The sequence below is a fragment of the Bacillus sp. 7884-1 genome (genome assembly GCF_002272245.1).
Lineage (GTDB): Bacteria > Bacillota > Bacilli > Bacillales > Cytobacillaceae > Neobacillus.
Genome location: NZ_NPDD01000043.1, coordinates 1 through 8,603 on the forward strand (window position 1 = coordinate 1; position 8,603 = coordinate 8,603).

Genomic DNA, 8,603 nt, shown 5'->3' on the forward strand with positions numbered 1-8,603 from the left:
GAAGCGCCTGGAGCACAAATCAACAGCCTGATTTAACACAGCTAGCATTTAAAATCCATAAAAACCCAACTTGCCAAAATAGGTTCACCTTGTTATAATGTGAACAGTGTGTTTCAAGTATTTGATGCTTGTTTTTAAGACAGGCATTTATATAACTCTGTTTCGAATGATTCAGGGCGGAAGGAGATGAAAAGAATGAAAGCAGGAATTCATCCAAATTATAAAATGGTACAGGTGACTTGTGCATGCGGAAATACTTTTGAAACTGGTTCAGTGAAAAAAGAAATTCGCGTTGAAACATGTTCTGAATGTCATCCATTCTATACTGGTCGTCAAAAGTTTGCTGAAGCTGGTGGACGTGTAGACCGTTTCAACAAAAAATACGGCCTTAAAGATCTAAACGCGCAAGAACAACAATAATCACTCACACAAAACAGGCAAGCAGAAACTTACTTGCCTGTTTTTTAATTGCTCTTTTCTTAAACTTTATTGCTTTTTGTAACAAAAACTAAGGATTATTAGGTTTCCGCTTAAAAACAGCATAAATTTAATAAGAAAAGAGCTTACAAAATAAATTCAAGGCTCAAAATAACTATTTTCGCGTTAAAATCGGCTTTAAGATTTTAACAACAATAGTTGATTAAATAGCCTGTTTAATTGAATAAAACATGTTGAATGTTAAAAATATTGATGTAGAAGGTTTCGTACATAGGAAGGAGACGCCGATTTATGTATTTAATGAAGCAACTCGGATGGGTTGAGGTTATTTGCGGCAGTATGTTTTCAGGAAAATCAGAGGAATTGATTCGTCGCGTCAGACGGGCTCAATTTGCTAAACAAAAAATAGCTGTTTTCAAACCGAAAATTGACAATCGCTATAGCGAACAATCTGTCGTTTCTCATAATGGCAACTCTTTTCATGCGAAGCCCATTTCCCATTCGATTGAGATTTTACACCATGTAGAGGCGGATATCGACATCATCGCCATTGATGAAGTGCAATTTTTCGATGAAGGGATTGTAAGGGTGGTTCAACAGCTTGCTGACAGTGGACATCGCGTAGTTGCGGCAGGGCTGGACATGGATTTCCGCGGCGAGCCTTTCGGACAAATGCCAGCATTGATGGCGATTGCGGAAACGGTGACGAAGCTCCAAGCTGTCTGCAGTGTTTGTGGTTCGCCATCAAGCCGGACACAACGCTTAATCGACGGCAGACCAGCCTCTTATCATGATCCTGTTATCTTGGTTGGTGCTTCGGAAGCCTATGAGCCGCGCTGCCGCCACCATCATGAGGTACCTAAAACTGCATCCTACCGCATACAAGAACCTGTGGTGAAATAAGATTGAAAACCGTCTGAGACTGATCTCAGGCGGTTTTTTTGGAATAAACTTACTAGAACGATCTTCCGAATGCTTGGGAAAGATAGTTATAGGGGGTGCAATACTTTGAAAAAAATCATGTGTTTTGGGATTTTAACGATCCTTATGCTATCAGGATGTATGAAAGGGAATGACACGGAAAATACCGCCTATAATTTGCGCGATGACAATACGAACCCAAATTATATGTCTAACAATGTAAATCAGGACGTGGGTCCAATGTCTGACCAAAACCCGAATTTCCTTAATTTACGCGGAACATCAATGAATGATGCCTCTAATAGAAACAATACCGGCAGAGATATAGACATCGCCAGAGATATTGTAAATGGGACGGATGGTTTTAGGTCGGAATCGATATGGATCAACAACGCTCAGGATCGTATGACAGTTACGGTGGATACCAGAGGTAAACTCAATGGCAATGATCGTGATAAAGCCATCGAACGCCTGCGCACAAAATTACAGCAGGCTTTACCGCGCTATTCTTTCCAAATAAGAGAACGGTAACATGCTCTGGCTTCAGGGCATGTTTTTTTGATTTTCGGACTTTTTTGTGGACCCAAAATTTTTTCTCCAAGAATTTGGTTTTGACGGGGGTTTTCACCTATACTATAATTAGAATGTTATGGACAAAAACTAGAGGTGAATAACTGTGTTTGATCGTCTTCAATCCGTTGAAGATCGCTATGAGAGGTTAAATGAACTTTTGAGCGATCCGACCATTATTAATGATTCAAAAAAACTACGTGAATATTCAAAAGAACAATCTGATATACAAGAGACCGTGCAAACGTATCGTGAATATAAAGAGGTCCGCGATCAGTTTCAGGATGCTAAGGCTATGCTTGATGAAAAGCTCGACAACGATATGCGCGAAATGGTCAAGGAAGAAGTCAATGAGCTTGAAAAGCAAATCGAGGAACTAGAGGAAAAAATGAAGTTCCTGATGATTCCGAAGGATCCAAACGATGACAAAAATGTTATCTTTGAAATCCGCGGTGCTGCAGGCGGCGAGGAAGCGGCTCTATTTGCAGGAACACTTTACCGTATGTACAGCCGTTTTGCGGAAGCACAAGGCTGGAAAACGGAACTAATTGACGCCAACGCAACAGGTCTTGGCGGTTACAAAGAAATCAGTTTTATGATCAATGGACAAGGTGCCTATTCCAAATTGAAATTTGAAAATGGTGCTCATCGTGTTCAGCGTGTACCGGAAACAGAATCTGGCGGACGGATTCATACTTCAACCGCTACCGTGGTTTGTTTACCAGAAGCGGAAGAACTAGAAGTGGAAATCCATGATAAAGATATCCGTTTTGATGCGTTTGCTTCAAGCGGCGCCGGCGGTCAGTCTGTTAATACGACGATGTCAGCGGTTCGTTTAACACATATTCCGACTGGAATCGTGGTATCGATTCAGGATGAAAAATCACAGCACAAAAATAAAGACAAAGCGATGAAGGTGTTACGTGCGCGTGTTTATGACAAGTTCCAGCAGGAAGCACAGGCTGAGTATGATCAGGTTCGTAAATCAGCGGTTGGTACCGGTGACCGTTCTGAGCGGATTCGTACTTACAACTTCCCGCAAAACCGTGTTACTGACCACCGTATCGGCTTAACCCTTCAGAAGCTGGATCAAATTATCGAAGGCAAGCTTGACGAAATCATTGATGCATTAACGCTAGAAGATCAAACAAGCAAGCTTGAAAGTGGTTCTGATGAGTAAGAAAGTCTATGAAGCTCTGCAATGGGCTTCTTCTTTTTTTAAAAAATCAATGCGGGACGAAAACGCTGGTGAGCTGTTGCTTCGCCATATCACGGGGATGTCGCGCTCGCAGTTGTTTGCGAATGTTCGTGATGACCTGCCGCAAGTTCAGTGGGAAGTATTTGAAAAAGTGGTCCATGAACATGTGAAGGGAACGCCGGTTCAATACATAATTGGTTCAGAAGAGTTTTATGGACGGAAGTTTATCGTCAATGAAGAGGTATTGATTCCGAGGCCAGAAACCGAGGAACTCGTTTACGAAACATTGAAGCGAATCGATAAACGAGAATTAAAGGTAGTCGATATCGGGACGGGCAGTGGAGCAATTGCGATTACCTTAAAGCTTGAGCAGCCATCGTTAAGCGTATATGCCTCTGATATTGCGGAGGAATCCTTGAAAGTAGCTCAAGAAAATGCCACCCTGCTTGGCGCTGAGGTTGAATTTGTCCAGGGGGATTTGCTGAAGCCGTTCCGCGGCCAGAGTTTTGATGTGGTAATTTCAAACCCACCGTATATTCCGGTAAGTGACATTGAAACCATGTCAGAGGTGGTAACGGAGCATGAGCCGCACCGGGCGTTGTTTGCGGGCGAGGATGGACTCGATTTCTACCGCCGCTTTATGGTGGAGCTGCCAGAAGTGATAGCACCGAAGGCAATGGTTGGCTTTGAAATTGGGGCCGGTCAGGGGGAGGCGGTAGCCGACCTTTTTAAAAAGGCGTTTGTGAATGTGAAAGTGGAAATACTTAATGATATTAATGGCAAGGACCGGATGGTGTTTGCGGAAATAATTCAGTAGCAGAGCGGTTCATATGAATTCGCTCTGCTTTTTGTGGTTACTTATTTTGACGTTCTTGGGCCTTTAGTGCGACTCTTTCGAGGCCATTATGGGCAAATTCTACATCTGTTTTCGGCATAGCAGGATTATTTTTCAATTTCTTATTCTTCTGTTTAGACATGTTTTTTTCACCTCCGCTATTTTAGTTTGCTTTTTTATGAAGAAAAAATTCCAAAACTAGTTTTTTTAATTTTACTAGTTTAAGATTCTTGGCATTTGTCCAAAATGAGGATAGTGAAGGGACGGTGCGAGAAATATGAACAGTAAAGTATTAGTATGGTCTTATTTAATCATTTTATCGTTGGGAACGATTTTAAACTTATATATACCAAAAACGGAAGCGGTGGCGAAGGATTCGGTTGTAATCCCAGCGGAAGCGATTCGACTCCGAATTCTTGCCAATAGCGATAGTGCACAGGATCAAGAGATTAAACGTATGGTCCGCGACGCGGTCAATGAGCAGATTACGTTGTGGGTTCAGGAGTTAACGTCATTGGAGAAGGCAAAAGAGGTGCTTAACTCGAAGCTGCCAGAAGTTCAGGCAATTGCTGAAAAGGTTGTAGCGGAGCAAGGATCAACTCAAAGTGTGAATGTGGAGTTTGGGAAAGTTCAGTTTCCGACTAAATTGTATGGTGAGTTTTTATATCCAGCAGGAGAGTATCAAGCCATTTTGATTACCTTGGGCGAAGGGAAAGGCGCAAACTGGTGGTGCGTGCTTTACCCGCCATTGTGTTTCCTAGATTTCTCGAATGGTGTTGCTGTACAAAGTGAAGGGTTTGAAAGCAAGGCATATGCAGCGGAGAATGAAGAACCTGTTGAGAGTGTGGCAGTAGAGGAAGAGCAAGAAGTTGAAGAAGTGAAGGTTACTAATTTTAGTAAGAAAAAGAATCTAGAAGAAGCTGCTGAAGATGAGGAAGTTGAAATCGAAGAGGAAGTTGAAATTGAAGAGGAAGTTGAGATTGAAGAGGAAGTTATAGAGGAAAAAGTAGAGGTAAAAGTAGAAAAGAAGAAGCATAGTGATGTGAAAAAGGAATCCAAAAAGGAAAAAACTGCTCCGGTTTATACAGCAGAAGACGAAGAACCGGTTAAGGTGAAATTCTTTGTGGTAGAAATGTTTGAAAATATTTTTAAATAAGGAAAATTTTATATCAACTAATACGAAGAAACCAGCCTTCTCGAAATGGGGCTGGTTATTTATTTTTTTGATAATTTTAATAGATTTCGTATGTATTTTGTTCTAGTTCTCTTAAATCTTCATAATAATAGAGTATCAAAATAATGAGGTGGTAGGGATGCAAGCACTTATACGTTGCGCGAATAAAGAGGATTTGGGCATTTTAAGAGAGTTCCTGATGAAGGCGAGCCTTGGGACGGATGGATTAACGGAGGAAACGGTAGAGTACTTTTTATTGCTAGAGGATGAGGATGGGGTGATCAAGGGTACACTTGGAATGGAGGCTTTCGCTGAGGGTGGATTGCTGCGTTCGCTGGTGGTTTCACCGGGACAAGCGGAAAAGGATATTGTGCTGTTGATAACTCAAATGATGCAGCTGGCGAAAGAAAAAGGAATGAGAAGTTTGTTTTTGGCAACAAATAAAGGCGTGGCCTTGCCATTTTTTGAATTGCTAGGTTTCGAGAAGGTGGACCGGGACCTATTACCTGCTGAACTTTATTCACTTGAACACATTCGACATGTATTTAATGTGGATAACTCGTTATTTTTGAAATTTTCACTCTAACTGTGGATTAATCCACAAAGTTATCCACTTTTTCAAGATAGTTATGCACAAATTGTGGATAAAGGGTTGTGTTTATGTTCACCATCTTTTATACTTTCAAAAGTAATATGAGACAAAGAGCCTAAATTCGGCAAATTTCGATATCATTTGCGCTTCCGGTAAAGGTGGATAAGTATGAACACAAAAGTATGGAAAGTGGATAAATATGTGGATAACCTCGAAAATAATCCACAGGTTGTGGATGCCGCTCATTTTTTAAAGAAAAATGAAGTGGTGGCATTACCCACAGAGACTGTTTATGGACTAGGTGGAAATGCCGAAAGTGATGTGGCGGTGGAAAAAATCTTTGCTGCTAAAGGCAGGCCGAGTGATAATCCACTGATTATCCACATTGCGGATAAAATGCAGCTCACAGCATTTGTTGCGGAGATTCCTAAAAAAGCTGAAATATTAATGGAAAGGTTCTGGCCAGGACCGTTGACGATTATTTTTAAAAAGAAAGACGGCGTTCTTTCGGATAAAGCAACCGCAGGCTTGGAGACTGTTGCCGTTAGGATGCCGGACCATCCTGTGGCATTGGCACTTTTGAAAAAGTGTCAGCTGCCGATTGCTGCCCCTAGTGCGAATAGCTCTGGCAAGCCAAGCCCGACAAATGCCCAGCATGTGTTGGACGATTTAAACGGGAAAATAGCAGGTGTGCTGGACGGCGGTTCGACGGGTGTGGGCGTAGAATCAACGGTTGTAGATTGCACCGAAGAAATTCCGGTTATTTTAAGACCAGGTGGAGTGACGAAAGAACAGCTGGAGGGTGTCGTTGGTGAGGTCCATCTTGATCGTGCATTGATTGATGAAGCCTCAAAACCGAAGGCACCTGGGATGAAGTATCAGCATTATGCTCCGAATGCCCCGCTCTATTTAGTCAATGGAAGTAAGTCTTTTCTGCAAGGTTTAATAGAAGGAAGGCAGAAGGACGGAATGCGAGTGGGTGTGCTCGCAACTGAGGAGAGTGTGGAGGATTATCAAGGTGATGTTACGATCGCTTGCGGGAAAAGGGACGAGCTTGAAAGTGTCGCTGCAGCACTCTATGAAACGTTACGAAGCTTTAACCAGGAAAAGGTGGACATTATTTTTAGTGAAATGTTTCCGAATACCGGTGTTGGCCATGCGATCATGAACCGTCTGCAAAAAGCGGCGGGAAATAAGATTATAAATGAGTAAACTCAGGTCTCCTAGAAAAGCAAAGGGTTTCGTTTTGAGGTGCTTTACTTAAAATATGTGCCGAAAAAATAAGCGGAAATTTTCCGGTTAGATGCAGAATGGAGCTCGTTTCGGGGTATTTAAGGGGAGATTTTCCGGTTATTCAAAGCAAACTTTATCTTTTTCACGTTTTTCAAGTCAATAGGCGGAATCTCTCCGTCTATTTAAGCTATTTTTAATAATAATTTCTAATTAAGCGGAATTTTTCCGTCTATTTATCAGCTCGGGCGCTTTACCTGATCTCCAACTGATGACCCTCTTGATCCAGACCTTGATAAATAAAGAAATAGACGTATGCCAATTCATACGTCTATTCTTGTGTCCTTTCATAAGAAACACCAGAAAACGGAACCCTTCACTAGAAAAGTAGGCTTTTTTTTAAAATACTTCTATGGAAAAGATGGTGTGTCTAATATGAAACTTCCTAATGGAGTGAGTGGTTTTTATGATTCAAAAGCAAATGAGCCTCCACTAATAGACGGAAAACAATTTAAACAAATGTGCTACCATTTTGCAGCTTGTAATGGTGGGAAGGTAATAAATTTTAATCTCTCTCATTCCTCAGCGAATTTCTATTATGCTCAAGTTGAGATTTTTGATTTGGAGTTCTATATCCTGCTCAACGAACATTATCCTTATTTAGCCTTCACTGCTGCGATTGAGTCCGGGGACATTCAATTCGTCGATATACCTGTTCTTTCCGAACAGTTTTCACTCTATTATCATGTTTTAGATACAATGGAGCTCGGTGTCCCTATAAAAGACAAACATAAAAGTGGACTAAATAGTGCTGAATTACAACAGATTTCTTACTGGAAGCCAGAAAAAATAGGACAGGTCATCTTTAATTTCTGGGATTAGCTAGGAACCGTGGGTGCTTGTGCATTTCGATTCTAAAACCTTTTGGACGTGCATATGTTTAATCAGGGTATGTCCGAGGGGGGAGAGATCTCGTGTATGGGATGGTTGGGGAAGTTGTGACGCTTTTATTAATGGCATTTGCACTAGGAATGGATGCCTTTTCTGTTGGTCTTGGAATGGGTATGTTTAAATTACGGCTCCGGCAAATTATTAAAATTGGAATTACGATTGGTTTATTCCATGTGTGGATGCCGCTCGTGGGTATGCTCGCCGGGAGATTTTTATCCGATAAATTTGGAGCCTTTGCATCATTGGTGGGAGGGATGCTCCTCATTTTGCTCGGGGTGCAAATGATTTGGTCAAGCCTTAGGAAAAGCGAGGAATCGGTGATGACACCGGTGGGATTTGGATTATTAATCTTTGCAACCAGTGTGAGCCTCGATAGTTTTTCGCTCGGACTTACGTTGGGGATCTATGGGGCAAAAACAATTTTGGTGATTATCTGCTTTGGGGTTGTGGCAACACTGTTAACATGGGCTGGATTGCTGCTTGGAAGAAAAGCTCAAGGCTGGATTGGGTCCTATAGCGAAGCCCTAGGGGGCAGTATCTTACTTGCATTTGGAATCAAATTACTTTATCCCTTTTTATAAAACCTTTCCAAAAATGTGAAAGGTTTTTTCGTTAGTGTTGGAGAAATGATAGAATGTACATAGAAAACGGAAGCGCCTTGTCCAGGGGCGACAGGCATAAGGCGAGCCGGCGA

At 41.7% G+C, this 8,603-nt stretch carries 11 protein-coding genes; 10 read left to right on the plus strand and 1 reads right to left on the minus strand.

Going from position 1 to position 8,603, the window contains the following annotated elements:
* Window positions 1-195 precede the first annotated feature (195 nt).
* From rpmE to prmC, 5 genes are all read left to right on the plus strand, one after another.
* Window positions 196-420 carry a 50S ribosomal protein L31 gene (gene rpmE, locus CHI06_RS06020; protein WP_095247523.1) on the plus strand — a complete coding sequence of 75 codons (225 nt, stop codon included), beginning with the start codon at window positions 196-198 and terminating at the stop codon, window positions 418-420.
* A 309-nt stretch (window positions 421-729) separates the two neighbouring features.
* Entirely contained in the window at window positions 730-1,341 is a 612-nt protein-coding gene (locus CHI06_RS06025) for a thymidine kinase (protein ID WP_095247524.1), read from the plus strand.
* Window positions 1,342-1,446: 105 nt separating this feature from the next.
* Complete coding sequence (locus tag CHI06_RS06030) at window positions 1,447-1,890, plus strand: hypothetical protein (RefSeq protein ID WP_095247525.1); 444 nt, start codon at window positions 1,447-1,449, stop codon at window positions 1,888-1,890.
* Window positions 1,891-2,035: 145 nt separating this feature from the next.
* Entirely contained in the window at window positions 2,036-3,109 is a 1,074-nt protein-coding gene (gene prfA, locus CHI06_RS06035) for a peptide chain release factor 1 (protein WP_095247526.1), read from the plus strand.
* Complete coding sequence (gene prmC, locus CHI06_RS06040) at window positions 3,102-3,944, plus strand: peptide chain release factor N(5)-glutamine methyltransferase (protein WP_095247527.1); 843 nt, start codon at window positions 3,102-3,104, stop codon at window positions 3,942-3,944. The genes prfA and prmC overlap by 8 nt, the downstream gene beginning before the upstream one ends.
* Before the next feature lie 37 nt (window positions 3,945-3,981).
* Here the strand turns inward: prmC and CHI06_RS30370 are convergent, their stop codons facing one another.
* Window positions 3,982-4,104: a hypothetical protein gene (locus tag CHI06_RS30370; RefSeq protein ID WP_256989021.1), complete on the minus strand. Its 123-nt coding sequence runs from the start codon at window positions 4,102-4,104 to the stop codon at window positions 3,982-3,984.
* A gap of 135 nt (window positions 4,105-4,239) precedes the next feature.
* Between CHI06_RS30370 and spoIIR the strand changes: the two genes are divergently transcribed.
* The 5 genes from spoIIR to CHI06_RS06065 all read left to right on the plus strand — a co-directional run bounded on the left by spoIIR (window position 4,240) and on the right by CHI06_RS06065 (window position 8,490).
* Window positions 4,240-5,118 carry a stage II sporulation protein R gene (gene spoIIR / locus CHI06_RS06045; protein WP_095247528.1) on the plus strand — a complete coding sequence of 293 codons (879 nt, stop codon included), beginning with the start codon at window positions 4,240-4,242 and terminating at the stop codon, window positions 5,116-5,118.
* A gap of 157 nt (window positions 5,119-5,275) precedes the next feature.
* Complete coding sequence (locus CHI06_RS06050) at window positions 5,276-5,722, plus strand: GNAT family N-acetyltransferase (protein WP_095247529.1); 447 nt, start codon at window positions 5,276-5,278, stop codon at window positions 5,720-5,722.
* Window positions 5,723-5,896: 174 nt separating this feature from the next.
* A complete protein-coding gene (locus CHI06_RS06055; RefSeq protein WP_095247530.1) occupies window positions 5,897-6,940 on the plus strand; it encodes an L-threonylcarbamoyladenylate synthase in 1,044 nt (347 codons plus the stop codon).
* A gap of 453 nt (window positions 6,941-7,393) precedes the next feature.
* On the plus strand, window positions 7,394-7,840 hold the full coding sequence (locus tag CHI06_RS06060; RefSeq protein ID WP_095247532.1) for a hypothetical protein: 447 nt from the start codon (window positions 7,394-7,396) through the stop codon (window positions 7,838-7,840).
* Window positions 7,841-7,941: 101 nt separating this feature from the next.
* On the plus strand, window positions 7,942-8,490 hold the full coding sequence (locus CHI06_RS06065) for a manganese efflux pump MntP (RefSeq protein ID WP_373558138.1): 549 nt from the start codon (window positions 7,942-7,944) through the stop codon (window positions 8,488-8,490).
* Window positions 8,491-8,603: the final 113 nt, after the last annotated feature.